At 73.3% G+C, this 25042-nt stretch carries 24 protein-coding genes and 4 tRNA genes; 15 read left to right on the top strand and 13 right to left on the bottom strand.

Features of this window, described 5'->3' with window-relative positions; translation table 11 throughout:
* Positions 1 to 258 precede the first annotated feature (258 nt).
* Positions 259 to 334 (bottom strand) — tRNA-Lys (locus ACFYO8_RS21295).
* Positions 335 to 397: 63 nt separating this feature from the next.
* On the bottom strand, positions 398 to 3460 hold the full coding sequence (locus tag ACFYO8_RS21300; protein WP_387257440.1) for a VWD domain-containing protein: 3063 nt from the start codon (positions 3458 to 3460) through the stop codon (positions 398 to 400).
* 77 nt (positions 3461 to 3537) lie between these two features.
* Between ACFYO8_RS21300 and ACFYO8_RS21305 the strand changes: the two genes are divergently transcribed.
* The 4 genes from ACFYO8_RS21305 (at position 3538) to ACFYO8_RS21320 (ending at position 6270) form a co-directional block, all read left to right on the top strand.
* Complete coding sequence (locus ACFYO8_RS21305) at positions 3538 to 4272, top strand: methyltransferase domain-containing protein (RefSeq protein WP_354873539.1); 735 nt, start codon at positions 3538 to 3540, stop codon at positions 4270 to 4272.
* Between the two features lie 10 nt (positions 4273 to 4282).
* Positions 4283 to 4765 carry a polyketide cyclase gene (locus tag ACFYO8_RS21310; RefSeq protein WP_354873537.1) on the top strand — a complete coding sequence of 161 codons (483 nt, stop codon included), beginning with the start codon at positions 4283 to 4285 and terminating at the stop codon, positions 4763 to 4765.
* Positions 4766 to 4903: 138 nt separating this feature from the next.
* Positions 4904 to 5320: a DUF6010 family protein gene (locus ACFYO8_RS21315; protein WP_354873535.1), complete on the top strand. Its 417-nt coding sequence runs from the start codon at positions 4904 to 4906 to the stop codon at positions 5318 to 5320.
* An 8-nt stretch (positions 5321 to 5328) separates the two neighbouring features.
* Positions 5329 to 6270: a helix-turn-helix domain-containing protein gene (locus ACFYO8_RS21320; RefSeq protein ID WP_354873533.1), complete on the top strand. Its 942-nt coding sequence runs from the start codon at positions 5329 to 5331 to the stop codon at positions 6268 to 6270.
* 282 nt (positions 6271 to 6552) lie between these two features.
* Here ACFYO8_RS21320 and ACFYO8_RS21325 read toward each other — a convergent pair.
* Positions 6553 to 6628 (bottom strand) — tRNA-Lys (locus ACFYO8_RS21325).
* 187 nt (positions 6629 to 6815) lie between these two features.
* On the opposite strand from ACFYO8_RS21325, the gene ACFYO8_RS21330 reads away from it, so the two are divergent.
* Positions 6816 to 8093: an Ig-like domain-containing protein gene (locus ACFYO8_RS21330; RefSeq protein ID WP_387257442.1), complete on the top strand. Its 1278-nt coding sequence runs from the start codon at positions 6816 to 6818 to the stop codon at positions 8091 to 8093.
* Between the two features lie 162 nt (positions 8094 to 8255).
* Positions 8256 to 9566: an Ig-like domain-containing protein gene (locus ACFYO8_RS21335; protein ID WP_387257443.1), complete on the top strand. Its 1311-nt coding sequence runs from the start codon at positions 8256 to 8258 to the stop codon at positions 9564 to 9566.
* 46 nt (positions 9567 to 9612) lie between these two features.
* Here ACFYO8_RS21335 and ACFYO8_RS21340 read toward each other — a convergent pair.
* Positions 9613 to 9688 (bottom strand) — tRNA-His (locus ACFYO8_RS21340).
* 91 nt (positions 9689 to 9779) lie between these two features.
* The gene (orn, locus tag ACFYO8_RS21345; protein ID WP_354873527.1) at positions 9780 to 10370 is read right to left on the bottom strand and encodes an oligoribonuclease; all 591 of its coding nucleotides are present in this window, start codon (positions 10368 to 10370) and stop codon (positions 9780 to 9782) included.
* A gap of 74 nt (positions 10371 to 10444) precedes the next feature.
* Here orn and ACFYO8_RS21350 point away from each other — a divergent pair, with 74 nt between their 5' ends.
* Positions 10445 to 11740, top strand: a complete 1296-nt coding sequence (locus tag ACFYO8_RS21350; protein WP_354873525.1) for a glycosyltransferase 87 family protein — start codon at positions 10445 to 10447, stop codon at positions 11738 to 11740.
* A 102-nt stretch (positions 11741 to 11842) separates the two neighbouring features.
* Here the strand turns inward: ACFYO8_RS21350 and ACFYO8_RS21355 are convergent, their stop codons facing one another.
* From ACFYO8_RS21355 to ACFYO8_RS21365, 3 genes are all read right to left on the bottom strand, one after another.
* Positions 11843 to 12694 carry a hypothetical protein gene (locus ACFYO8_RS21355; RefSeq protein WP_354873523.1) on the bottom strand — a complete coding sequence of 284 codons (852 nt, stop codon included), beginning with the start codon at positions 12692 to 12694 and terminating at the stop codon, positions 11843 to 11845.
* 141 nt (positions 12695 to 12835) lie between these two features.
* Positions 12836 to 13564 (bottom strand): YcnI family protein, encoded by a 729-nt coding sequence (locus tag ACFYO8_RS21360; RefSeq protein ID WP_354873521.1) that lies wholly within the window; start codon positions 13562 to 13564, stop codon positions 12836 to 12838.
* Between the two features lie 16 nt (positions 13565 to 13580).
* Positions 13581 to 15248 (bottom strand): copper resistance protein CopC, encoded by a 1668-nt coding sequence (locus ACFYO8_RS21365; RefSeq protein ID WP_354873519.1) that lies wholly within the window; start codon positions 15246 to 15248, stop codon positions 13581 to 13583.
* Between the two features lie 221 nt (positions 15249 to 15469).
* Between ACFYO8_RS21365 and ACFYO8_RS21370 the strand changes: the two genes are divergently transcribed.
* Genes ACFYO8_RS21370 through ACFYO8_RS21385 form a run of 4 tightly spaced genes read left to right on the top strand, consistent with a single transcriptional unit; the run spans position 15470 to position 18403 of the window.
* Positions 15470 to 16045 (top strand): sigma-70 family RNA polymerase sigma factor, encoded by a 576-nt coding sequence (locus ACFYO8_RS21370; protein WP_354873517.1) that lies wholly within the window; start codon positions 15470 to 15472, stop codon positions 16043 to 16045.
* A gap of 30 nt (positions 16046 to 16075) precedes the next feature.
* Entirely contained in the window at positions 16076 to 16609 is a 534-nt protein-coding gene (locus ACFYO8_RS21375) for a MauE/DoxX family redox-associated membrane protein (RefSeq protein ID WP_354873515.1), read from the top strand.
* Positions 16596 to 17312 (top strand): thioredoxin domain-containing protein, encoded by a 717-nt coding sequence (locus ACFYO8_RS21380; RefSeq protein ID WP_355015207.1) that lies wholly within the window; start codon positions 16596 to 16598, stop codon positions 17310 to 17312. The genes ACFYO8_RS21375 and ACFYO8_RS21380 overlap by 14 nt, the downstream gene beginning before the upstream one ends.
* Positions 17309 to 18403, top strand: coding sequence for a hypothetical protein (locus tag ACFYO8_RS21385; RefSeq protein ID WP_354873511.1), 1095 nt, complete (start codon positions 17309 to 17311; stop codon positions 18401 to 18403). Before ACFYO8_RS21380 ends, ACFYO8_RS21385 begins: the two co-directional genes overlap by 4 nt.
* A 58-nt stretch (positions 18404 to 18461) precedes the next feature.
* Here ACFYO8_RS21385 and ACFYO8_RS21390 read toward each other — a convergent pair whose 3' ends face one another.
* From ACFYO8_RS21390 to ACFYO8_RS21405, 4 genes are read right to left on the bottom strand one after another with little or no spacing between them, the layout of a single operon-like run.
* Positions 18462 to 19223, bottom strand: coding sequence for an ABC transporter ATP-binding protein (locus ACFYO8_RS21390; protein ID WP_355094878.1), 762 nt, complete (start codon positions 19221 to 19223; stop codon positions 18462 to 18464).
* Positions 19220 to 19990 carry a cobalt ECF transporter T component CbiQ gene (cbiQ, locus tag ACFYO8_RS21395; RefSeq protein ID WP_354873507.1) on the bottom strand — a complete coding sequence of 257 codons (771 nt, stop codon included), beginning with the start codon at positions 19988 to 19990 and terminating at the stop codon, positions 19220 to 19222. Before cbiQ ends, ACFYO8_RS21390 begins: the two co-directional genes overlap by 4 nt.
* A gap of 2 nt (positions 19991 to 19992) precedes the next feature.
* The gene (locus ACFYO8_RS21400; protein WP_355094880.1) at positions 19993 to 20430 is read right to left on the bottom strand and encodes a PDGLE domain-containing protein; all 438 of its coding nucleotides are present in this window, start codon (positions 20428 to 20430) and stop codon (positions 19993 to 19995) included.
* A complete protein-coding gene (locus ACFYO8_RS21405; protein ID WP_091419138.1) occupies positions 20427 to 21146 on the bottom strand; it encodes an energy-coupling factor ABC transporter permease in 720 nt (239 codons plus the stop codon). Before ACFYO8_RS21405 ends, ACFYO8_RS21400 begins: the two co-directional genes overlap by 4 nt.
* Positions 21147 to 21269: 123 nt before the next feature.
* Here ACFYO8_RS21405 and bcp point away from each other — a divergent pair, with 123 nt between their 5' ends.
* The 3 genes from bcp (at position 21270) to ACFYO8_RS21420 (ending at position 22599) form a co-directional block, all read left to right on the top strand.
* The gene (bcp, locus tag ACFYO8_RS21410) at positions 21270 to 21740 is read left to right on the top strand and encodes a thioredoxin-dependent thiol peroxidase (protein ID WP_354873501.1); all 471 of its coding nucleotides are present in this window, start codon (positions 21270 to 21272) and stop codon (positions 21738 to 21740) included.
* Between the two features lie 150 nt (positions 21741 to 21890).
* Positions 21891 to 21966 (top strand) — tRNA-Leu (locus tag ACFYO8_RS21415).
* Positions 21967 to 22071: 105 nt separating this feature from the next.
* On the top strand, positions 22072 to 22599 hold the full coding sequence (locus tag ACFYO8_RS21420; RefSeq protein WP_354873499.1) for a GNAT family N-acetyltransferase: 528 nt from the start codon (positions 22072 to 22074) through the stop codon (positions 22597 to 22599).
* Between the two features lie 151 nt (positions 22600 to 22750).
* Here ACFYO8_RS21420 and ACFYO8_RS21425 read toward each other — a convergent pair whose 3' ends face one another.
* Positions 22751 to 23764, bottom strand: a complete 1014-nt coding sequence (locus tag ACFYO8_RS21425) for an expansin EXLX1 family cellulose-binding protein (RefSeq protein ID WP_387188986.1) — start codon at positions 23762 to 23764, stop codon at positions 22751 to 22753.
* A gap of 156 nt (positions 23765 to 23920) precedes the next feature.
* Here ACFYO8_RS21425 and ACFYO8_RS21430 point away from each other — a divergent pair, with 156 nt between their 5' ends.
* Positions 23921 to 24988: an LCP family protein gene (locus tag ACFYO8_RS21430; RefSeq protein WP_354873495.1), complete on the top strand. Its 1068-nt coding sequence runs from the start codon at positions 23921 to 23923 to the stop codon at positions 24986 to 24988.
* The last annotated feature ends 54 nt before the right edge of the window (positions 24989 to 25042 follow it).

The following is a 25042-nucleotide window of genomic DNA, read 5'->3' on the forward strand; positions in this document are numbered from 1 at the left end:
GATCGGCCCGCCGCGGGGAACAAGCCATCCGGGGACCACCAAGAGCCGACTCGGAGCCACGGACAGCCCCAACCCCGGCCACCCAACCACCCCGCGCGCCGGCAGCCACCGACCGGCGTCCACGAGCACCCCGCAGCGTCCCGCCAAAGCCACCCCGGTCCATCGGCTCCCGAGCACCCACCGAGCCACCGCCACCCACCGGCAGACGCGAAAAAGGCCCCGTCCCGGTGTGAACCACCAGGCCAGGGCCTTGATCGTTGGTGCGCCGCCAGGGACTCGAACCCCGAACCCGCGGATTAAGAGTCCGCTGCTCTGCCAGTTGAGCTAGCGGCGCTCGCTGACAACGGGACGAGACGTTAGCACGCCCGCCGGCCACTCCGGAGAAGCAGGGTCGGCCTCACCGCAACGCCAGCGTGACCTGCCCGGTCGCGGCCCCCGACGGGTCCACCACCAGGGTGTACGCGCCGGACGCCGGCAACACGGCCGGCCCGAGTTCACCGGCCCCGTTGATCACACAGCCGCTGCTGACGGTGCTGCCGTCGGGCCCGCGCAGCGCCAGCACGCCGCACTGGTCCGGCAGGTCCGAGGCGGTAGCGGTCACCGTCACCGACGTGCCCGCCGTGACGGTGAACCGGTAGCCGGTGACCGCGCCGGGCCGGTCCACGACGGCGACGACCGGCGGCCCGCCGAGCGTGATCGCCGCCTCCCGGTCCCGGCTGGTGACCACCCGCAGTGTGGTCGTGCCGGTGTCGCGTTCGGTCGGGTCGACCACCACTGTGTACGTCCCGTCGGCGGGCAGCACCGTGCCGTCGATCTCGCCGACGCCGTTGACCACGCAGCCGCTGCGCAGCAGCCGCCCGTCGGCGTCCCGCAGTTCCAGCGGCGAGCACTGGTCGGTGAGGCTGCTCGCGGGTACCTCCACGTAGACGCGCTCACCGGCGCGCCCGGTGAACCGGTAGCGGGCCCGCGCGCCGGGTTGCTCCACTGTCGCGGTGACGGCCGGGCCGTTCGGTTGCAGCGTGCCGTCGCTGTCCCGGGCCAGGTAGACCCGCACGGCGGCGCGGCCGGCGTCGCCGGGTGCGGCGGTGACCCGCAGCGCGTACGTGCCGGTGGCGGTGAGGTCGACGCGGTCGACGTACCCGGCGCCCTTGATGTTGCAGCCGCTGGCGATCTCCCGGCCGCCGGGCTCGGTGAGCACGTCGGGCGAGCAGCGGTCGCCGATGCCCGGCGCGGTGACGTCGACGAAGACGGCGTCCCCGGCGCGCGCCGCGAACGTCAGCGGTTCCCCGCCGGGCGTCAGCGCTGCTGTCGCGACGGGTACGGCGGTGATCGGGGTGGCCGCCGCCGGCGGGGCGACCCGTTCGGTGCTCGCGCCGGCCACGGCGAACTCGGGACGGCCGCTCACCGCGACGTCGAAGACGCACTCGGCGAGCTGTGCGGGTGCGGTGACGCCGGCCCAGCGGCACATCTGCTCGGCGGCCGCCCGCCGGGCCGGGTCGAGGTCGCCGACGGTGACCTCCCGTTCCGGGAACGCGCGATCGGTGAACGTGCCGGTGTCCTGCCCGTCGTCGTAGTGCAGCAGCGAGCGGTCCGGAGTGATCCGCCAGCTGTCCGCGTAGGCGGGGTAGAGCTTCCCGAACGGCACCGGCTGGGCCAGCGCCGCCCCGGAGGCGGGCGCGATGTCGTCGGCCGGGTCGCCGTCGAAGTCGCCGAGCAGTCCGCGTACCTTTCCGGCCCGGCTGTCGGCCAGCCGCACCAGGATCCGGTAGCCGTAGCGGCCGATCTGGTCGACCGCCGCCGCGGACCCGTCCGGCCACGTGACGTCGTACCCGTCGGTGGGGCCGGTGTCGGACGGGCGGCGGGTGAGGGTGCCGCCGGCCAGGTCGGTGCGGTCCGGCGGCGCGGCGAGCGACGCGCCGTCGACCTGCACCCGGGTGCTGCCGTCGGTGAGGGTGAGCGCGACGCGGTGCGCGCCGACCCGGAACGCGACAGCCGAGTTGACCGAGGCGGTCCGCGTGCCGGCCATCGGCGACTGCCGGACCTGCACCTCCAGCGGGTCGCCACCGGTGGAGGCGACCAGGACGAACTCACCCACGGCCTGGAAGTCGTAGGCGACCCGGTCGAAGGTGACCAGGTGCGGGTCGCCGTTGCTGCCGCCGCAGTCCGCACCCTCCTCGCAGAGCTTGACCGGCCCCTTCGGCGGCGGCGTCTTCTTGGCCGGCTTCTTGCACTCGTCGAGGCTCTTCGGCAGCGTCTTCCCGTCGTACTCGGTGCGCGGCGGCAACCCCTTCGCCGCCCGGTAGCGGTTCTCCGCGAGCGTCGCCTTGACCTCTGCGGTACGGATGCCGGTGCCACCGCACTCCCCCTGCGGGACCGCGTCGCGGGAGATGTCGTCGGCGTGGTTCAGCTCGTGGTAGAGAGCGGCGCAGGGGTCCCGGGTCACCCCGTCGCCGTACGGGTCGGTGGAGGTCGGGTTCCAGGTGACGGTCGAGGAGCCCTTGCCGTCGGCGCTCTGCGGCGTCTCGAACGCACCGGAGCCACCGGTGGTCGGGATGATCCGCACCCGGGGACTCTTCTTGTCGCGCAGCCTCGGCAGCAGGCCGGACGGGTCGCCGCCTGGTAGCGCGAACCCGGCCAGGCAGCCGTCGACAGCCGCCTGGAAGTCCACGCCGCTGACCGGCACCCCCGCGGTCGAGTCGACGCCGTAGTCGGCGCGCGCCGGCCGGGCGCCACCGCCGACGAGCGCGCCGACTGCCACCAGCAGCAGGGCCACTGCGGCGGCGGTCGGTCTGCGGCGGCGTACCAGCAGCAGCACGACCAGCGCGACGACGAGCAGCACGAGCGCTGCCCCGCCGACGAGCCAGAGCCGGCGCGGGCCGGTCCCGCCGTCGTCGGACACCGTGAATGTGATGGTCCGCAGCGTTGTCGCGCCAGCGCACGGGTTCGTCGCTCCGGTCACCGGCAGCGTCACGTAGCCGGCGGTCACCTCGTACCGGCCGGGCGCGCCGACCGGCCAGAGTGTGTCCAGCCCGCCGCCGTCCGGAGTGGCGGCCACCGAGCGGAGCACGACCTCGCCGTCGTGCAGCCGTACCCCGGTAAACGCCACGGTGGCACTCGCGCCCGGCTCCACTGTGGTGAGTCCGGCGGTGGCGATGGCGCCGATCCCGTCGTCGTGGAAGCTGCGGGCCAGCATCGGCTCGACGTCGCGCCCGTCCCGGCGTACCCCGGTGACCTGCACGGTGCCGACGGCCCGGGTGGCGAACGCGCACGCCGCCCCGGTGGTGTTGGTGACCGTGAGGTCGAGGCGGACCTGGTCCCCGGCGCGGTAGTCGGCAGTGCCGGGTCGCAGGGCCAGGCCGAGGCCGCCGTCGGCGGGCGCCGCTGCGCCGCTCGCCGCGCCGGTCGCCAGGGCGGTCGCGAGTACGCCGAGCGCTGCCGCCAGCCGCAGGGTCCACCTCATGGTGCGGACTGTAGGGGCGGGGCGGCCTGTTCTGTCGCGGTCTGTCGGGGACCGGTCGGAGCCGTATCCTGCTGGTGATGCAACTCTTCGGTACGGTGGCTGACCTGTACGAGCGCGCGCGGCCCGGATATCCGCCGGAGATCGCCGAGTCGATCCTCGCCTACCACGGCGGCGCACCGGCGTCGGTGGCCGAGATCGGGGCGGGCACCGGGAAGGGCACCGAGGTGCTGGCCCGTCTCGGCGCGCCACTGACCTGTGTGGAGCCCGACGCGCTGATGGCGGCCCGGCTGGCCGAGCGGTTCCCGGACGCTCGCATCGAGGCGACGACGTTCGAGCGATGGTCGCCGCCCGCCGGTGGGGTGGACGTGCTCGCCAGTGCGATGGTCTGGCACTGGCTGGACGCCGCCACCCGCAACGCACAGGCCCGGCGTGCCCTGGCGCCCGGCGGCACGCTTGCCGTGTTCGGGCACCGCTACGACTACGCCGACGCCGCCCAGCGGGACGCCGTCCGGGCCGTGCTGCGATCCGTCGACCCCACCGTCCGGGAGCGGCCCTTCGACTGGTTCCACCGGGACATCCTCGACAGCGGGCAGTTCGACGACGTACGCCGCGAGGTGATCCGGCGGGAGCTGCCGCTGGACAAGGAGCGGTATCTGGCGCTGATGCGCACGTTCGGGCCGTACCTGTCCCGCACGCCGGAGCAGCAGCGACGCGGGATCGCGGCCCTCGACCGGCTGGTCGACGACCTCGGCGGCACCGTCGTGCTCGATCTGCGGACCACACTGGTGCTCGGCCGGGCCGATGCTCGGTGACCGGTGGGGCGTGTCCGACGACGAGACGCGGCGCCGGTACCCGTGTGACGACTTCGTGCCCGCGCCCACGCTGCGAGCGTGGCGCGGGGTGAGCGTGGACGCGCCGCCGGCAACCGTGTGGCAGTGGGTCGCCCAGATCCGGCTCGCGCCCTACTCGTACGACTGGATCGACAACCTCGGCCGACGCTCACCGCAACTGCTGGTGGGCCTTCCCGAGCCGGTGGTGGGCGAGTCGTTCACCACCGCAGGCGGGCGGCGGCGCGGCCGGATCCTCGCGGTCCAGCCGGGACACCACCTCACCGCCGGGATCATGGGCGCGGTCCTGTCGTACGTCCTGGTGCCGGACGACAGGACCACCACCCGCCTGCTGCTCAAGGTCGTGATGCGGACGAACCCGGTGATCGCCCTCGGTGGATGCCTCGGAGACCTGGTGATGGCCCGCCGGCAGTTGCTGAACCTCAAGCGGCTCGCCGAGCAGGACGCGGACCGCTGACCGTCGGCACCGGCGTGGCGAGAATCCGGCGGATCCTGGCATTTTCGCCTCTCGTCGCCGGCAACCGGCCTTCCTAGGCTCCGTCCCGACACGCTTTTCCGCAAACGGAAACGGGGCTGGGTCGTGCTTCGCTATGTCATGCCGGTCGTGATCGGGCTGGTCTACGCCGGGCTCAACTCCTTCGTGCCCGAGCCCCATCGGCGGCGGCTGAACGCGCTCGTCGTCACCGGCGCCGGGGCCGCCTACATCAGCGGTGGCGGGTTCGGGCTGTGGGAACTGGCGTTCTGCGCCCTACTGCTGGTGGTGGGCTACGCCGGGCTCACCTCGTACACCTTCATCGGGGTGGGCTGGCTTCTGCACACGGCCTGGGACGTCCTGCACCACCGTCGCGGCACCCCGATCATCCCGTCGCTGCACGACTCGTCGTTCGGCTGCGCGCTCTGCGATCCGGTCATCGCGCTCTGGTGCCTCACCGGCGGCCTGTCGGTCAAGGACATGTACCACCGGCTCAGGCGGCCGGCGGCCGACACGCGCGGCCCGGTCCCGACTGGTTGAATCCCGCCATGCACACAGTGGCCGTGCTCGCCCTGGACAGCGTCGTGCCGTTCGACCTGGCCACCCCGATGGAGGTCTTCGGCCGCACCCGCCTGCCCGACGGCCGCCCCGGGTACCGCGTCGTCGTCTGCGCCGCGACGCCGACGGTCACCACCGGCGCGTTCAGCATCGCGGTGCCGTACGGCCTGGACGTCCTCGCCGACGCGGACACCGTCGTCGTACCCGGTGTCTCCGACCCGGCCGCCGCGGCGCCCGCAGCGGTCCTCGACGCGCTGCGCACCGCGGCGGCGAACGGCGCGCGGATCGCTTCGATCTGCGGCGGCGCGTTCACCCTCGCGGCCGCCGGGCTGCTCGACGGGCACCGCGCCACGACGCACTGGGTCGCCACCGGCCGGCTCGCCGCCCGGCATCCGCGGGTCCGGGTCGACCCCGACGTCCTGTACGTGGACAACGGCCAGTTCCTGACCTCCGCCGGCGCCGCCGCCGGGCTCGACCTGTGCCTGCACCTGGTCCGGCGCGACCACGGCGCCGCCGTCGCCGCCGACGCGGCGCGGCTGTCAGTCATGCCGCTGGAACGCGCGGGCGGGCAGGCGCAGTTCATCACGCACGAGCCGCCCACCCCCGACGGTGCGACGCTGGAGCCGCTGCTGGCCTGGATGCGCGACAACACCGGACGTGCGCTGACCCTCGCCGACATCGCCCGGCACGCCGGGCTGAGCACCCGCACGCTGAACCGCCGGTTCCGGGACCAGACCGGCACCACCCCGCTGCGGTGGCTGCACCGCGTACGCGTGCACCAGGCTCAGCACCTGCTGGAGACCACCACCCATCCCGTCGACCGGGTGGCCAGCCAGGTGGGTTTCGGCTCCACCACCGCCTTCCGGGACCGGTTCAAGCAGATCACCGGCACCAGTCCGCAGGCGTACCGCCGCAGCTTCCGCGGCGTCTGACCCGCGAGCGGCCCGATGGGCAGGGACGGCTCCGTGGTCGTGTTCCCCACCCTGCCCGTATAGCTGCCCGTATAGGGGATCGGATCAACCGGCTCCCGGGACCGGTCGCCGTCGGGGCTAACCACGCCTCGGTGGAACGTCATGGGTACCTCACGGCCCGTTTGGCACCCATGACGTTCCACCCACGGGCGGTCGCATCAGTGCGTGCCGGGGCGCCTGCTGGCGACGTACGCGAAAAAGGCCCCGACCGGCGTGGAACGCCCGGTCAGGGCCTTGATCGTTTGGTGCGCCGCCAGGGACTCGAACCCCGAACCCGCGGATTAAGAGTCCGCTGCTCTGCCAGTTGAGCTAGCGGCGCTCACCGACAACGGGAAGAAGATTAGCACGCCCGCCGAGGCGGGTTCCAATCCGATACCGGGGTCCACCCTTCGGACGAGCTTAACCGGCGAAACCGGCCGAAACGGTCACCTGATCCGGCGCGGGGGCGGGCACGGGAGCGTCGATGCGGCACGATGTCCGCCAGGCACGCGAGGACAGGGGTGGGCATGGGCAGGTTCGCGCGGGCCGGGGCGACGGTGGGCGCCCTGGTCCTGACGGCGTCGCTGGCACTGACCGGGTGCGGCGGCGACGACGAGGGGAAGGCGCCGGCGTTCGTGCCCGGCCAGCAGCAGGTCGGCGGCGTCTCGTCCGCCGCGCCCGCGGAGCCGAGCGCCTCGCCGAGCGACAGTGCCGCCGCGCCGCCGCTGACGGTGAGCCCGGCCGACGGCGCGAACGCACGGCCGGTCAGCACCGAGATCAGCGCCCGCATCCCCGGTGGCGGCACCGTGTCGAAGGTGGTGCTCGCCACCGCCGAAGGGACCAGCGTCGCCGGGCGGATGCGGCGCGACGGTTCGAGCTGGGTGCCGTCGGCCGCGCTCAAGTACGGCACCAAGTACACCGCCACGGTCACCGGCGCCGGCAAGGACGGCCAGACCTACCAGGGCACCAGCACGTTCACCACGATGGCCAAGCCCAAGTCGATGATCGGCTCGGGTCTCTACATGTTCAGCGGCAAGACGTACGGGGTCGCCATGCCGGTGGTCGCCGAGTTCTCCCCGGGCATCCCGAAGAAGGACCGGGCCGCGGTGCAGAAGCGCATGTTCGTGCAGACCGACCCGCCGCAGCGGGGCGCCTGGCACTGGGTCGACAACGGCACCCAGGCGTACTACCGCGCCCCGGAGTACTGGAAGACCGGCACCACGATCACCGTCCGGCTCGCACTCGCCGGCATCCCGCTGAGCAACGGCCGCTACGGCAACATCGACCGCAGCGCCACCGCCAAGATCGGGCGCGCGTTCGAGATGACAGTCGACAACTCGGCCAAGCAGATGACGGTCTCCGAGAACGGCACGGTGATCCGTACGCTGCCGGTGAGCCTGGGCAAGAAGAGCACCCCCTCCTCCAGCGGCACGATGGTGGTGATGGAGAAGAAGGAGTCCACCGTCTTCGACACCCGCAGCGAGCCGGACCCGGCCAACCGCTACGTCACCGAGATCGACTTCGCCCAGCGGATCACCTGGGGCGGCGAGTACATCCACGCGGCGCCCTGGTCCGAGGGCGTGCAGGGACGCCGCAACGTCTCGCACGGCTGCGTCAACGTGTCGATGGCCAACGGCCGCTGGCTGTTCGGCAAGACGATGGTGGGCGACCCGATCACGGTGAAGGGCACCGAACGGCGCCTGGCACCGGGCAACGGCTGGACCGCGTGGAGCATGAGCTGGTCGCAGTTCGTCGCGGGCAGCGCGCTGCCCGTTCCACAGGGCGGGCAGCCGGCGCCGTTCTGACCGGCGTAACGTGGTCGGACACGCCACCTCCGACGAAGCGCCGGACGACAGTGGAATCGTTACACCCGCGCGGGGTGTTCCGTTTCACGTCCGGCAACGCGTACCCGCTCCGGCGCGTCTGACCTGAGACGACGGGGAACGGCATCACCTTGTGAGGGAGTCATGCGAGCTGGCCAGGACGAACCGATCCGGGGCGTGAGCGCCCGACGCGTCGGGCGCCGCCGTGCGCTGGCGGCCGGGCTGCTCGCCGCCGCGATGGCCCTGACCGCCTGCACCAGCGGCGGCGACAAGCCGTCGAGCTGGCAGGGCGGTGGCGACGGCGACGGCGGTGAGAAGGCCCCGAAGGCGGCGGCCACCATCAGCGAGCCCGCCGCCGACGCCAAGGACGTGCCCGCATCCACCGGCATCACCTTCACCACGACCGAGGCGCAGGAGACCGACGTCGAGCTGAAGGACGCGGCCGGCAAGGTCGTCGACGGCACGCTCGCGGCGGACGGCAAGAGCTGGCTGCCGTCCTCGGCCCTGGAGTACGGGCAGACGTACACGGCGACCGTGACGGCGACCGGCGACGACGGCAAGCCCGCCACCGCCACCAGCACGTTCACCACGATGGCGAAGCCGGCCAAGCAGATCCGGGTCACCAGCTTCCTCGGCGACAACCAGGTCGTGGGTGTGGCCATGCCGCTGATCGTGAAGTTCGGCCGGGCCATCCCGGAGGACTACCGCGACGACATCCAGCGCCGGATGACAGTCACCGCGAAGCCGGCCCAGGAGGGCATCTGGCACTGGGTGAGCCCGACCGAGGTGCGCTACCGGCCCAAGACGTTCTGGAAGGCCAACAGCACCGTCAGCTACAAGGTGCAGGCGGGCGGGCTGCCGCTGGGCGGCGGCTGGTACGGCCGGTCCGACCTCAGCGTCGACGTCAAGATCGGCCCGTCGTTCGTGATGACCGTCGACAACCGCACCAAGCGGATGACAGTCACCCGCGACGGCAAGGTGGTCAAGACCATCCCGGTGAGCCTGGGCAAGAAGAGCACCCCGTCCTCCAGCGGCACCATGGTGGTGATCGAGAAGCTCCGGCACACGGTCTTCGACACCATGGAGGAGCTGGGCCCGGAGGACGGCTACCGCACCGAGATCGACTACGCCCAGCGGCTCACCTGGGGTGGCGAGTTCATCCACGCCGCGCCGTGGTCCGAGGGCGTGCAGGGCCGCACGAACGTCTCGCACGGCTGTGTGAACGTCTCGATGAAGGAAGGCAACTGGCTGTTCGCCAACACCCGCATCGGTGACCCGATCACCGTCAAGGGCACCGAGCGCAAGCTCCAGAACGGCAACGGCTGGACCGACTGGAACATGAGCTGGGACGAGTACGTCAAGGGCAGCGCCCTGCCGTACGAGCCGCCAGCCGCCGACACCACCGCCGACACCACCCCGGACGCCGGTACGCCGAGCGTCGAGCCGACCCCCTGACCCCCGCACACGACGAAGCCCCCTCCCGGAGGAGGGGGCTTCGTGTTGGGGTGACTGATGGGAATTGAACCCACGACAACCGGGACCACAACCCGGTGCTCTGCCAACTGAGCTACAGCCACCATGCTCGCCGCTCCGGTCGCCCGGGGCGGTGCGCGGACCAATCATAGCCACACTCCGGCCGAACCCGTCCACCGGGTTCGGGCACGGACGTCAGAGCTGGGCGGCGATCGCCTTCGCGGCCTCGACGTCCGGCCCGGGCAGCGGCACGAACAGGGTCCGCCGGTAGTACTCCAGCTCGCGGATGCTCTCCCGGATGTCGGCGAGCGCCCGGTGGGTCAGGCCCTTCTGCGGCTGCCCGAAGTACACCCGCGGGTACCAGCGCCGGCACAGCTCCTTGATCGAGGACACGTCGATCATCCGGTAGTGCAGGTGCGCGTCGAGCCGGGTCATGTCGCGGGCCAGGAAGCCCCGGTCGGTGGCGATCGAGTTGCCGCACAGCGGCGCGGTGCGGGGGTCCTTCACGAAGCTGGTCACGTAGTCGAGCACCATGTCCTCGGCCTCGGCCAGCGTCACCGTGGAGCGGCGGACCTCCTCGGTGAGCCCGGACTTGGCGTGCATGGTGCGCACGATCTCCGGCATGCCGTCGAGCGCCTCGTCGTCGGCGTGGATCACCACGTCGACGCCGTCACCGAGCACGTTGAGGTCGGGATCGGTGACCAGCGCGGCGACCTCGATCAGGGCGTCCCGCCGCAGGTCCAGCCCGGTCATCTCACAGTCGATCCAGACGAGAAGATCAGCCACCGGGACAGACTACGCGCCGCCGACCCGCTCGCGCCTCGGCCCGGCGGCCGAGGTGGACCGCTAGGGTTTCCTGCGTGCCAGCCGAACCCGTCGCCCCACCCGCCGTCGCCCGTGACGGCGCGGGTGCGCGTGCGGCCCGCCGGGTGCTGGCGGTGCTGGCGCTCGTCGCGATCCTGCCGGCGCTCTACCTGCCCAACCTGCGGCACAACTTCTACGACCAGAAGATCTATATGTCGGCGGTGGACTGGTGGACGTCCGGGCATCCGCTCTACGACTACGTCCAGCCGGACCGGGTGCAGGGCGCGCTCTACTTCACCTACCCGCCGTTCGCGGCGCTGCTGCTGGCCCCGTTCGGATACCTGCGGCTCGGTGTGGCGGTCGCCGCCTTCGCGGTGCTGACAGTGGCCGCCGTGGTGGTGACCACCCGCTGGCTGGTGCTGCCGGTGCTGCGGCGCCACGACCTGCCGCGCGGGTTCGGCCTGACGGTCGCCGTGCTGTTGGTGCTGGCGGTGGAGAGCACCCGGGAGACGCTCACGCTCGGGCAGATCAACATGCTGCTCGTGGTGCTGATCCTCGGCGACCTGCTGTTCGCCGTACCGCAGGGCCGGCGCTGGGCCGGTGTGGGCGTGGGGCTGGCCGCGGCGCTCAAGCTCTTCCCGGGCATCTTCGTGCTCTACCTGCTCGCCGCCCGCAAGTGGCGGGCGGCGGTGGTGGCCACGGTGGCCGCCGCGGTGGCCACGCTGCTGGCCGCGGCGCTCGCGCCGGGTGACTCGTGGCGGTTCTGGACCCACGAACTGTGGGCCACCGACCGGGTGGGCCGCACCGACTACACCGGCAACCAGTCGCTGTTCGGGCTGCTCAGCCGCCTGTCCACGTCGGCCGAGCCGGACCGGCTGCTGTGGCTGCTGCTCGCGCTGGCGGTGGCCGTGTTCGGCCTGTGGCGGGCGGCGCGGGCGGCGCGGGCGGGGGACGCGCTGGTGGGTCTCACCCTGACCGGGCTGGTGGGCGGGCTGGTCAGCCCGATCACCTGGATCCACCACCTGTACTGGTTCATCCCCGCGTTGGTGGTGCTCGTGGACGCGGCGTTGGACGCCGACCCGGCGACGCCCGCCGGGGCCCGCCGTCGCGGCGGCCTGTTCGCGCTGACCGCCGTCGTCGGCCTGCCGATCGTGTACGGCCTGGTGACGTTCCAGGACTGGGGCACCGCCGTCGTGCACACCGACGACCCGGTCGACTTCGTCGTCCGCAACCTGTACGTGCTGCTCAGCCTGCTGTTGCTGGCGGTACTCCCGATCCGTCACCACCGGGACGCGCCGTCAATGACCCGGACTGAACGGACACACCTCGCAACCAATGGCGATAGGCGCTAATCTGGTCGCAACTACCTCAGTTTTCTCCCAGGTAGCACCGATTCCCCGGTGAAGGACGGCCCTCCGCGTCGGCAGCGCGGAGGGCCGTTCGGGTTCTCCGCGTCAGTCCTCGTGGTCCTCGCATCGGCCGCTCGGCGCAGCGATCGCCGCGCGGCCCCGCCCGCCGCACCCGGAGCCCACTGCCACCAGGTGCCGCTCGGGGCGCGAAGCCGGGCCCGGTTGCCGGCCGAGCCCGCTCAGCGAGGTGACGCCGAGGCGCCCGGCCAGCACGGGCACCTGGTCCGGTTCGACCACGAAGACCACCTCACGGGGCCGCAGCGGGCGCAGCAGCAGCACCACGGCGAGGACGACCAGCAGCGTCCCGCCGGCGGGCAGCGCCCACGCCAGCGCGGGGAACCATCCGGCCCGCAGCTCGGCACGCATCCGCAGGTCGAGGCCGGCCGCGCCGTCCGCGCGCAGCACGACCAGGCTCAACGACCGGCCGGCCAGCTCCGCCGGGCTCCACTCCAGGGAGCCGACGCCCTGGCGTACCCAGAAGGGCTCTGTCATCGGCGCGGCGGCGCCGGCGCCGGCGGTGGCCGGGTCGAGATCGACAGGTAGCCGGCCCCGGGTGACGGCGACGCGGCGCACGGTGCTGTGCGGGACGTCGGCCAGCCACCGTCGCACCTGGTCGGCCGGGGCGAGGCCGAGGAAGACCGGGCCGCCGTCGTCCCGCGCGGTCAGGCGCAGCCGGAGCTCACCGGTGCGCGCCACCGGCAGGTCGGCGCGCAGCAACGCGTCCACGTCGGTCACCAGGACCGCGCGGGCGGGTGTGCGGACCGGCTCGAACCGGGCGTCGAACCCGCCGTCCGGGCCGGCGTGCCGGGCGGCGAACCAGAGGCCGCCGCCCGCCAGCAGCGCCGGAACCCCCAAGGCCAGCAGCACCATGCCGGCGATCGTGCGTACGAAACGCATTCGCGTCGTCCCTCTCGGTAGCCAACTGTCCGGCCGACCTTACCGACGCGCGTCGACCGATCGCCGGATATCGGCAGCACCGGCCCGGGACGGCAACCGGCCCGGCGGATCGGGTCCGCCGGGCCGGTGCGTGGCTCACGTTCAGGACTTCGCGGCGGGCTCCCGCCGGGTACGCGCGAAGGCCAGGCCGCCCAGGGCCAGGCCGCCCAGTCCGGCGACCAGGCCGGCCACCCCGAGGGCGGTGGCCACGCCGGAGCCGTCGTCGTCATCGTCGTCGTCAGCGGCGGCTGCAGCGGGTGCGCTCGCGCCCGACGCGGCGGGCGCCGCCGCGGCCAGCTTGAGCACCGGCGCCGGGTTCTCCGGCTCCTCCGCGCCCGGCGCCGGCTCCTCGATCCACCGGGAGACGTTGCCGTCGGAGTACGTCTGGAGCACCTTGAAGACCATCGTGTCGGCCTGTGGCAGCGGCCCCATCGACACCGGGAACTCCTGGAACTCGCCCGGCTTCACGCCGCCGCCCGGCTCGGCGGTGAAGGTCAGCTTGGAGACCGCCTCGGTGAGCTGGCTGCCGTGCACCTCGATCGGCGGGTCGACCTTGCGCTTCTCCACGGCCACCGTCCAGCCCGGCACCGGCATGGTGGAGACCGAGCCGACCGGGGCGTTCTCCGGCAGGTTCACCTCGACCTTGACTGTCGACGCCGTGTCGCTCTCGTTCGGCACCCGGAACGCGAACCGGCCGTAGCCGCCCTGTGTGCCCTCGGCCGGGTTGATCGTGACGTGCGCCGAGGCCGCCCCGGCCAGGCCGAGCACGGCCGTGGCGACGGCGGTGAGGGTCAGCGCGGCGACTGTCGCGGGACGCCGGAGACGGATCATGGGTGGGGACCTTCCGTTACTTGATCGGCACGGTGGCGGTCACCGTGGCCTGGTCGATGTCGGTGGTACGGACGGTGATGCGCAACTGCCAGTCGCCGCGGGCCGGCAGGTTGATCTCGCCGGTGGCGTGGTTGTCGCTCAACGGCAGCAGCGGGACGGCGATCGGCTCGATCCCGGCCGACGGCAGCGCGGCGGTCACCTTCCACTCCTGCACCGGCTGCGGGCGGTTGTCCTTGGTGTAGGCGTACAGGTGCAGCGAATTGTTTCCGGTCTCGGCCGGGTCGAACTGGACCTCCAGCGAGTAGATCGGGCTGCTCAGCGTGGTGGAGAAGTAGCCCTGCTCGGCACCCGCGACAGTCGCGGTGGCGGTGCGCGCCGGGGTGGTCTGCACGAGCGTCGCCGACACGCCGAGCACCACCGCCGTGATCACCAGCTCGGCCACCACGGCCCGCCGCATCGCGCCCGGCCGGCCGGCGGCGACCCGCCGCCGCACCAGCGCCCGGGAGTACGCGGCCACGCCGATCACCAGCACGAACAGCGCGATCTTGGCGAGCAGCAGCCGGCCGTACGTGGTGTCGAACAGCGCCTGCAGGCTGGCCACCTCGATGAGCCCCTGCACGGTGCCGGCCAGCAGCAGCGCGGCCACCGCGAGCGCGGCCCAGCGGGACCAGATCGGCAGGATCGCGTCCAGCTCGCGCTCGTCGGCCTCGCGCAGCAGGAACACCGCGAGCATGACCAGGCCGCCCAGCCAGACCGCCATGCCGCCCAGGTGCACCGCGTCCACCAGCACGGAGACCGCCGGCGCGGGCGAGGCCGCGGCGTGCCCGGCCAGCGGCCAGGTGAACAGCGCCGCGCCGCCGAGGACGGCCAGGATGATCCCGTCGGTACGGCCGATCGGACCGGCGAACAGCGGCCGGAGCAGGAACGCGGCCGCGGCGAGCAGGCCCAGCCGGACCAGGTGCGTGGTGCCGTAGGCGCTGCCCAGCACGTCGCCCAGGCCGGAGCCGGTCACGTCGAACAGGCCGCCGCCGTTGACGTACGGCACCTGGAGCCACACCTCGGCCACCGTCGCCACCGCCAGCAGGCCCAGCCCGGTCCAGGCCAGCCGTGCCGGTCCCCGGCGGGACAGCCGGCGGGGCCAGAGCGCGGCCAGCACCAGCGCCGGGCCGACGAGCAGCAGCAACCCGGCGTAGCCGGCGTACTTCGCCACCTTCACCGCGTTCTCGGTCACCGGGTTCGCCCGGTTGTCCGAGCCGCTGTCGGTGGGCGGCTCGGACGGCGCCCCGACCGAGTAGGTGAACGCGCCGGAGACCGGGTGGCTGTCGGCCGAGATGACCCGGTAGCTCACCAGGTAGGTGCCGCGCCCGCCGGAGGGGTCCACCGGGATGGTGACCTCGGCGCCCTGGAAGGTCGGCTCGCCCCGGTCGGCGCGCGAGCCGTCGGGGGCGATCACCCGGACCTTCCCGGGCACCTTGCGGACGCCCTCACTGAACGTGATCACCACTTGCGCGGGCGCCTCGGGGACCACGGCGGAGGCGGCCGGGCTGCTGCTCACCAGGACCGCGTGGGCGGCGGCCGGGGTGGCCGGGACGAGCAGCAGGGCGACCAGCAGGAGCAGCAGCCCGGCGACGGCCCCGGAGCGGGCGGCGACGACCCGGGACGGGCGGGGTACGGCAGCAGTCATGCCGCCATGGTTCCCGAACCGGGCCGGGTCCGGCGAGCCGGTCTCCGGTAGGCGGGACCGAGCGCCCCGCCGGCCCGACGGCACGCGCCACGCCGGGCCTGCTCGGATGTCATGGGTGGGTAGTCGCACGGCGGCGGGAAAAAGTTCCCGGCGTGTGCGGGACCACGGAATGGGTCGAAGGACCCTGTCCCGTCCGGGTACGCCGCGTAACGTCGGGTGACGTGATCCCCGGCCCACGCGACACCCCCGCCGACCGCCCCGACGCCGCTCGGGACGCGGCCACCGGCTGGGCGCTGGCCGCCCGCGACGGGCACCGCGACGCGCAGGCCGCCTTCGTCCGGGCCACCCAGGCCGAGGTGTGGCGCTTCGCCGCCGCGCTCGTCGGCCCGGACAGCGCAGACGACCTGACCCAGGAGACGTACCTGCGGGCGTTCCGGGCGCTGTCCGGCTTCGAGGGGCGCTCCAGCGTACGTACCTGGCTGCTCGGGATCGCCCGGCGGGCCTGCGCCGACCACCTGCGCACCGTGGTGCGCCGCCGCCGGCTCGACGCGCGGCTCGCCGCCCAGGCCGCCACCGACCGCCCTCACCCGGACCCGGCCGGCCACCTCGGCGCCACCGACCTGGTCCGCCGGCTGCCCGCCGAGCGGCGCTCCGCGTTCGTGCTCACCCAGTTGCTCGGCCTGTCGTACGCCGAGGCCGCCGACGTGGAGGGGGTGCCGGTGGGCACCATCCGCTCCCGGGTGGCCCGGGCCCGCGACGAGCTGGTCAACGCCGTCGGCGACACGCTGGCCGGATAGCGGGAACCTCTCGTGGCGCTCGGACGACGAATGACTGTGACCCCCTCCTCCTCCCCTCGGGCCGGCCGCTGGCACGCCCTGCGACCCTGGCTCGGCGTCGCGGCCCGCCTCGGACTGGCCGCCGTCTGGCTGATCGCCGGCGGCACCAAGGTCGGCGACCTGGCCGCCTCCGGCCGGGCCGTGAACGCCTACCAGGTGATGCCGTACGACGTGGCCACCGTGATCGGCGCGGCGCTGCCGTTCGTCGAGCTGGCCCTGGGCGTGCTGCTGCTGGTCGGGCTGGCCACCCGGGTCAGCGCGGGCGTCTCCTCGGCGCTGCTGATGGTCTTCGTCGCCGGCATCGCCTCGGCCTGGGCCCGCGGCCTGGCCATCGACTGCGGGTGCTTCGGCACCGGCGGCCAGCTCGCCGCCGGCCAGACGCCCAGCTACCTCCCGGAGATCCTCCGGGACCTCGGGTTCCTGGCGCTCGCCGGGTTCCTGCTGATCTGGCCCCGCACCCCGTTCTCCGTGGACGGGTGGCTGGCGGGCGACGACACGGTGGAGGACGACGATGAGCAGTCGTAAGGGGCGCAGGGACGCGGCCCGGGTGGTACGCGAGCAGATCGCCCGGGAGAAGCGGCGCAAGCGCACGCTCTGGACCTCGATCGCCGCCGTGCTGGTGCTGGTCATCGCCGGTGGTATCGGCTGGGCCGTCTATTCCAGCCAGAAGTCCGGCGAGTTCACCGCCCCGCCCGGGGCCAACGACGCCGGCACCGGCATCGTGCAGGGCACCGGACCGGTCACCATCGACCTGTACGAGGACTACCTCTGCCCGGCCTGCAGGCAGTTCCAGCAGATCAACGGCGAGACGCTCAACCAGCTCGTCACCGAGGGCAAGGCGAAGTTGGTGTTCCACCCGGTCGCGTTCCTCAACCGCTTCTCCACCACCGAGTACTCCACCCGCTCCTCGGCCGCCTCCGGCTGCGCCGCCAAGGGCGGCAAGTTCCGCGAGTTCACCGAGCAGCTCTTCGCCAAGCAGCCGCCGGAGGGTGGCGCCGGGCTCAGCAACGACGAACTCGTCGACATCGGCGCGGGCGTCGGGCTGAACCGGGACGAGTTCGCCTCCTGCGTCTCCGACGGCACGTACCGGTCGTGGACCGAGCACGTCACGGAGGAGGCGAGCAAGGCCGGCGTGACCGGCACCCCGACCATCAAGATCAACGGCAGCGAGCTGCGGGACCGCAGCCCCGAGGGGATCAAGGCGGCGGTGGAGGCGGCCGGCAAGTGATCACACCCCTGCGCCGGGCCGCGCTGGTGCTCGCCGTCGCGGCCACCGCACTGCTCACGCTCGCCGGCCCGGCCGCCGCACACGGCGCGGACGCGCCCGACGGCACCGACTACCGCGCCACGATCAGTGGCGTCGACCCGGACCGCCCCGGCCTCACCGCACGCATGGTGGAGGCCGGCGCGCGGCTGGAGCTGACGAACGACACCGGCGCCGAGGTGACGGTGCTCGGCTACTCCGGTGAGCCGTACCTGCGCATCGGCCCGGGTGGCGTGTACGAGAACACCCGCTCCCCCGCCACGTACCTCAACCGGACGCTGGCCGGCGAGACCCGGCTGCCGGCCGAGGCGAACCCGTCCGCCGCGCCGGACTGGCGGCGGATCGGCGACGGACCGACCGCCCGCTGGCACGACCAGCGCACGCTGTGGCGCGACAACGCCCCGCCGGCCGCCGTCGCCGCCGACCCGGACCGGGAACACCGGGTACGCGACTGGACGGTGCCGCTGCGGGCCGGTGACGCCACCGGAGCCGTACGCGGCACGCTGGACTGGGTGCCGCCGCCCGACCCGTACCCCTGGTGGGTGGCCGCCACGCTGGGCTTCCTGCTGATCGGCGCGGCGGGGCTGGCGCCGGGCGGCACCGCCGCCGGAGTGCGGGCACTGCGCGCGGTGGGTGGCCTGCTCGCCCTGGGCGGCGCGGCCACCGTCGCGCTGACCGTCGCCCGGGCGTTCGACACCGGCGCCCCCGGTGTGGGCGGGATGCTCGCCGAGCTGGTCACCGGGCAGGTGTGGACGCTGCTCACCGGGCTCGGCGCGCTCGCCGCGGGCGGGTACGCGCTGGCCCGCCGCCCGGCCGCCGACTTCGTGCTCGCGCTCGCCGGCACCTGCCTCACGGTGTTCGCCGGGGCGACGAACCTGGCCGCGCTGTCCCGCGCGGTCCCCCCGGCGGCCGGCCCCGCGGTGCTGGTGCGGGTGCTCGTGGTGGTCAGCCTGGCGACGGGCGCCGGGGCGGTGGCCGCCGGACTGCTGCGCCTGCGCACCGCCGCGAGAGCAGCCCGCGCAACCCCACACCGCCACCCGACCCCGGCCCCCTGACCCCGCCCTCACCCCTCGTTCCGCGGCCCGGCCGGGTCGGGGGCGGGACGGGCGGGGGTCAGGACGGGCTGGGGGCGAAGCCGTAGGGGAGTTCCAGGCGGTGGGCGGCCAGCAGTGCCTCGTCGGCCAGCAGGTCGCGCGTGGGAGCGTCGGCGACGATCCGGCCGCCGTCCAGGATCACCGAGCGGGGGCACAGCTCGGCGGCGTACGGCAGGTCGTGCGTGACCATGAGCAGCGTCACCGGCAGGGCGCGCAGGATCTCCGCCAGTTCCCGGCGCGCGGCCGGGTCGAGGTTCGACGACGGCTCGTCCAGCACCAGGATCTCCGGGCGCATGGCCAGCACCGTCGCCACCGCCACCCGGCGCCGCTGCCCGAACGACAGGTGGTGCGGTGCGCGGTCCCGATGCTCGCTCATCCCCACCGCCGCGAGCGCCTCGTCGACGCGGGCGGCCAGCTCGGTGCCGCGCAGGCCGAGGTTGGCCGGCCCGAACGCGACGTCCTCGGCGACAGTGGGCAGAAAGAGCTGGTCGTCAGGGTCCTGGAAGACGATGCCGACGCGGCGGCGTACCTCGGCCAGCGTCTCCCGGTCGCGGGTGACGGTCAGGCCACCGACGCTCACCGTGCCCTCGGCGGGGGTGAGGATGCCGTTGAGGTGCAGCACGAGCGTGGTCTTGCCGGCGCCGTTGGGCCCGAGCAGCGCCACCCGCTCGCCGCGCGGCACGGTCAGGTCCACGCCGTGCAGGGCGACGTGACCATCCGGGTACGCGTACCGGACGCCGTTGACGTCCAGGGAGGGTGGCTGCTGCACGTACCCGATCATTGCAGGACGAGCGCGACGGCGGCGATGGTGGCCGCGATCGCCGGCACCGTCGCGGCGGCCGCCCACTGGCCGGCGGTGGCCGCGCCGGCCCCCTGCCACACCGCCGGCATCCGGCCGGTGTAGCCGCGGGAGAGCATCGCCAGATAGACCCGCTCGCCGCGCTCGAACGCGCGCAGGAACAGCGTGCCGACCCCGGCCGCGAAGCCACGCAACTGCCACAGGAAGCGTGGGTCGTCCCCGCGCGACACCCGGGCCACCCGCATGCGCCGGGCCTCCCCGACGAGCACCTCCAGGTAGCGCAGCATGAACGTGGCGATCTGGGTGAGGATCTGCGGGCACCGCAGCCGGTCCAGGCCGATCAGCAGGTCACGCGTCGTCGTGGTCGCCGCCAGCAGGAGCGACGCGAGTACGCCGAGCGTTCCCTTGGCGAGGATGTTGAACGCGCCGTGCAGCCCGTCAACGGACAGGGCGAGCCCGGCCACCTCGACCCGCTCCCCGGCGCCGAGGAACGGCAGCGCGAACGCGAACAGCACGAACGGCAGCTCGATCAGCGCCCGGCTGAGCAGCCAGCGCGGGCCGATCCGGGCCAGCGCGGACACCACGGCGACCAGGAGCGCGTACCCCCCGAAGGCCCAGTACGCCTCCCGGGGCGTGGCCACCACCGCGACTGTGAACAGCACCATCGCGGCGATCTTCACCTCCGGCGGGAGGCGGTGCACCGGCGAGCCGGACTCGCGGTAGAGCACGTGCGCGTGCCCGGCGCCCATGGTCAGCGGGTGCCGCTGGACGGGGTCGTGGCCTCGTCCGCCGGGCCGGCGCTCGCGGTGGCCGGGGTCGTCGTGGCCGGCGCGGTCGGCGCGGCGGGCGCGGCGGGTCCGCGACGGCGGGCCAGCCAGAACAGGCCGCCGCCGAGCGCGAAGGTGAGCAGCACGCCGAGTACGCCGGACAGGCCGGTGGAGACGAAGTCGTTGCCGATCCCGCGTACTCCGTAGTCGGCCAGCGGGCTGTCCGCCAGCTCGTGGTCCGTCGCCTGCTGGGCCGGGCAGCTGCCACCGGTGATCTCGTCGTCGGCGTTCACCGTGCAGCCCTTGAGCAGCGACGAGTCGAGCCCGTCCGGGTGCGACGAGGCGTAGTTGCTCACCACGCCGGCCAGCAGCAGGGCAACCAGCAGGCCGCCGAGCAGGAACGGCCAGTGACGCTTGCTCATCGGGCACCTCCGGCGACCGGGACGGCGGGAGCCGGGGTGGCCGGCTTGAGGGCGCGCAGCGCGTACACCAGATCGGGCCGGACCTTGGCGACGGTGACCACGGTGGTCGCGGTGATCAGTCCCTCGCCGATGCCGATCAGCAGGTGGGCGACGGCCATGGTGCCGGCCAGGCCGGTGAGGTTGCCGCCGAGATCGGTGGTGCCGCCCAGCCAGTACTGCAGGACGAAGCCCTGGGACGCGACCACCACGCTCACCAGCGCGGACACGAACGCCGTGACCGCCAGCCCGGCCGGGGTACGCGGCAGCACGCGCAGCAGCAGGGCGATCAGCAGGTACGCGGCGGCGGTGCCGAGCAGCGCCATGTTGGTGATGTTGAGGCCGAGCATCGCCACCCCGCCGTCACCGAAGACCAGCGCCTGCACGATCAGCACCACGGCGACGCAGAGCGCGCCGACCCAGGGGCCGACCAGCAGCGCGGCCAGCGCGCCGCCGAGCAGGTGACCGCTGACCCCGGCGGTGAAGATCGGGAAGTTGAGCATCTGCACCGCGAAGATGAACGCCGCCACCAGGCCGGCCATCGGGGCCAGCCGGTCGTCGAGGTCGGCTCGGCCCCGCAGCACGCAGAAGGCGAGCGCGGCGAGGGCGAGAGCCGCGAAGATCGCGGCGACCGGACCGTTGATGATCCCGTTGGAGATGTGCATCGCCAGGGTGTCCACGCGCTCAGCGTATTTCCAGGACGGCACTGTTGCCAATATCTTGCAACAACCTCATGATGGCCGTCACCGCGCCCGCGCGTCGCCGCCGGTCGACCGTACCGGCCCGGCGGTATCGTCACCGCCATGACCGACCGCCTCAGCCCTGGCGACCCCGCCCCCGACTTCACCCTCCCCACCGACGACGGCGGGACGCTCTCCCTGGCCGGCCTGCGCGGCCGCAAGGTCATCCTGTACGCGTACCCGGCCGCCATGACGCCCGGCTGCACCAAGCAGGCGTGTGACTTCCGGGACTCGCTCGCCTCGCTCCAGGCCGCCGGGTACGAGGTGGTGGGCATCTCGCCGGACAAGCCGGCCAAGCTCGCCAAGTTCCGCGACCGGGACGCCATCACGTTCCCGCTGGTCTCCGACGAGGACAAGGCGGTGCTGACCGCGTACGGCGCGTTCGGCGAGAAGCAGATGTACGGCCGCACGGTCACCGGCGTGATCCGCTCGACGTTCGTGGTGGACGAGGACGGCAAGATCGAGCGGGCGCTGTACAACGTGCGAGCGACCGGCCACGTCGCCAAGCTGCGCCGGGATCTCGGTCTCGACTGAGCCGTACGCGCCAGCAGTGGGCCGGACGGCCTCGGTGGCTCCGGATGTGGTCTACGATCCGGAGGCTGTGACACCGACCGGCTTCCCGATCGGCGGCCGCCCGCCGCGTCGGCCGCGACGGCCGTGCAGGGCTACGGTGTTCACCATGGAGGGGCCGTAGCCCAACGGCAGAGGCATGCGGTTTAGGTCCGCACCAGTGCGGGTTCGAATCCCGCCGGCCCTACCATTCGTCCGCCCACGCCGGTCGGCGCCGGCGACTGTCGGCCCCGGCGACTGTCGCAAAGGTCACGAACGTGGGTGCCGGCCGCACTGCCGCGCGCAGGATTACGGCGTGGACCTGCGCTTCGTACTCGATCCCGATTTGACCCCTGAGCTGCGCGAACGGATCGTCGCGCTCTGGGTGGACGTGACGAACGCCGGCGGCGCTGTCGGCTTCGTCGCCCCGGTCACGGCCGACGACGTACGCCCGCTCGCCACCTCGACGATGGACGAGATCGCGGACGGGCCGGACCGGCTGCTCACCGGCTACGAGGGCGACCGGCTGGTCGCGGTCCTCGTCATCGCCGACAACCGGTTCCACCTCAAGACGCACTGGCGGGTGCTCAAGCGCGTCATGGTGCACCCCGACACGCAGGGGCGCGGCCACGGCGCGGCGCTGATGCGCGAGGCCGAGCGGGTCGCCCGAGGGCTCGGCCTGGAGGCGCTGCACGTGACGATCCGCGACGGCCTCGGGCTGGACGGCTTCTACAAGCGCCTCGGCTACCGCGAGGTCGGCCGCCTCCCCGCCGCGCTGCGCCTGTCACCCACCGACGCCCGCGACGAGATCCTCATGTGGCTTCCCCTCCTCCCTCCCCACTGACCCACCCCGCCCGCCCCGGCGCCTGCCCCTCCCCGCCCCGGCGCCTGCCCTCCCCGTCCCGGCCGATCTTGCAGTTTCGGCCCGCAGGACGACCGGAATGCACCCTTCGCCGGGGCCGCAAAAGCAAGATCAGCGTGGGTGGGTGGGTGGGTCAGGAGCAGGGGGTGGATGGGGTGGCGGCTGCCCGCACGAGGGGGTCCGTGAGGGCCGGGGTGAGGGCGGACGGGCTCGGGGTGGAAGGGCTGAGGGGGGAACGGGTGGGGGTGGCGGGTGTGGGGGTGGCGGGTGTGGGGCTCGGCTTCCTCGGGGCGGTTGTGCGGGCTGCGGGCTTGGCGCCGTACATCCGGGTCTTGCTGCGCTGCACCTGGCCGGGGAGCATCCGGATGCCGGTGGCTGTCGCGCGGTTGCCGTACACGTCGGTGACCCGGATCTCGTACGGACCGGGACCGGCCCCTGATTCGATCAGCCAGTAGTTGTAGTCTTGGCGCTGCGCCGTGCGCCACGAGCCGTTCTGCCGTACCTCGACCGAGCGCAGTGGATTGCCGTGGTCGCCCACCAGGACGGCGAACCACCACTGCGAGGAGCCCTCCTTCATCCGGAAGGTGAGCGGACCGGGCAACGACGGGTTCACCACCGCGCGGTAGGTGATCTTCACCACCCCCTGCACCGGATCGGCGATCCGGGCGAACGCCTCGGCGGAGAGGTCGAGGTGACCCGGCGCGCACTCGGGGCACTGGTCCATCACCAGCACCCGGACGGTGCCCCGCGGGCCGGCGACGTCGAGGAACCCGCCGCAGGAGGCACCGGAGGCGTACTCGCTCGGGCCGAGCGCGACGTACAGCCGGTCGGCGGGCGCCCCGGGCCGGGAGCAGTTGCCGCCGGCGCCCTCGGAGTCGTAGAAGGTGGCCTTGCCGCTGTGCGTCGCGCCGCCGGCGGGCGGAGCGGCAGCCACCGGCAGGGCGGCGGCGCGCGGGAGCGGGGCGGCGCAGGCGGGGGCGGCGGCGCCGCGTACCGCGAGAGTCACCGCGACCGCGGCGGCGACGGCGACGAGACCGGCGGCGGCGAGCCGGCGGCGACCGGTGGCAGCGCGGCGCCGGCCGTTCGGGGCCACCGGTCCGGGCGCGTCACCCGTGGTCGGCGGGTGGGGTGCGGTGCCATCGGTCACGCCGGTCGATGCTGCCGGACCAGCGTGCCGGCGGACAAGCGAGCTAAGCGAAAGCTAATCCGCAGGTGGTGGAGACCACGCCGGCCGGGACGGCGCCGGGACGACACTCTCCGGCAAGGGCCCACACGGTACGACGCGACTCAGTAGCATCGCGGCATGTCCGATCGCCACCAGCTCACCGACCCCGACGCCCATCCGCAGGGCTCCGACGTGGAGCCGGGCGGACCGCCGGAGGAGAAGGCGCCCCGGCGCCGCCGGGGCCGGCGGATCGCCCTGATCGTGCTGCTCGTCGTGGTGCTGCTCGCCGGCGGCACCGCCCTGGCCGGCGGCCTCTACTACCGCTCGGTCGACAAGTCCATCGAGCGGGTCGACGCCTTCGAGGGCGTACCGGAGGAGTCGCGGCCGCAGGTCGAGGCCAAGGGCGCGATGAACATCATGATCCTGGGCAGCGACTCCCGCGACCCGCAGAGCACCGGCGGCTCGCGCAGCGACACGATCATCCTGGCCCACCTGCCGAAGGACCGGTCGAGCGCCCAGCTCATCTCGATCCCCCGGGACACCTGGACGGCCATCCCGAAGTCGGAGGAGGGCCGCGGCGGTCGCGACGCGAAGATCAATGCCGCGTACGCCTGGGGCGGCGTGCCGCTGATGGTGCAGACGGTGGAGAAGTTCAGCGGCGTACGTGTGGACAGCGTGGCGATGGTCGACTTCGCCGGCTTCAAGGAGATCATCGACGCGCTCGGCGGTGTCGAGATCGACGTGGAGGAGGGCTTCACGACGAAGTACTCACTGATCGGCACGCGGACGTTCAAGCAGGGTCGGCAGACCATGGACGGCGCTGCCGCGCTGGACTACGCGCGGGAGCGGCACGCCTTCCCCGACGGCGACTTCGCGCGCATCCGCCACCAGCAGCAGGTGATCAAGGCAATCCTGGACAAGGCCGCGTCGGGTGGCGTGCTGACCAACCCGGCCAAGCTCAACTCCTTCGTCCGCGCCACATCCGACTCGGTGGCCGTCGACAAGTCGCTGTCGCTGGTGGACCTGGCGATGGAGATGCGTGGCCTGCGCGGCGGCAACCTCACGTTCTTCACCTGCCCGGTGAAGGGGACGGGCCGGGTCGGCAGCGAGAGTGTCGTGTTCCCGGATCCGGCGCGCTCGAAGACGCTGTTCGACGCCGTCCGCCGCGACTCGGTCACCGAGATCCTCGCCGTCAGCGGTAAGTAGGACGTCGAGCTGCCATGCCGGTGCTGGCGGCGGGGCGAGGCCGCTCGTATCCTG

The organism is Micromonospora sp. NPDC005257, from assembly GCF_042872445.1.
GTDB lineage: Bacteria > Actinomycetota > Actinomycetes > Mycobacteriales > Micromonosporaceae > Micromonospora.